This window comes from Pedobacter sp. ASV12, from assembly GCF_016429155.1.
In the GTDB taxonomy this organism is placed as follows: domain Bacteria; phylum Bacteroidota; class Bacteroidia; order Sphingobacteriales; family Sphingobacteriaceae; genus Pedobacter.
The window spans coordinates 1-479 of the sequence record NZ_JAELUC010000280.1 but is presented as its reverse complement, the minus strand read 5'-3'; the positions used below and the strand labels follow the sequence as shown (position 1 = coordinate 479).

At 44.3% G+C, this 479-nt stretch carries 1 protein-coding gene; it reads right to left on the bottom strand.

All coding sequences use genetic code 11. The features are described 5' to 3' along the window. Positions 1-282: 282 nt before the first annotated feature. The coding region (locus tag JHD69_RS20300) for a hypothetical protein (RefSeq protein ID WP_233166122.1) at positions 283-479 on the bottom strand (197 nt) is incomplete at its 5' end.

Here is a 479-nt window from a genome sequence, read left to right as displayed (position 1 = left end):
CCCCCCCCCCCCCCCCCCCCCCCCCCCCCCACCCCTTTTTTTAATGATCCGTCGACCACCGAGATCTACACATGTCGTGGTTCGTCGGCAGCGTCAGATGTGTATAAGAGACAGGGCTATTGCTGACTGTAATATAATCAACTGGGCTACATGGAATAATTTTACTGGCAATAGTGCTACAGGGCTAATCAAAAACGGAACCGAAGACATCAATGTAACCATGACTTCTAATTTTGCATTTAGCTCTACCCCAACAATTTACAACTATAGCAAATTCAATAGTTATTCAACAGCTATTCCTAACGCAACCGTTCCACAAACAACTTGGTCAAAAGGAGCGGGTGGCACAACTACCATGTGTTTTTCTAGAACTGTAACAAATCCTGTTCTATTAATAGCATCTTTAGGGAGCAGTTCAGGCATCCAAGCCAAATTAAATTTTTCCCGACCATATGTTGTTGTTTTTGACGGGGGAAACA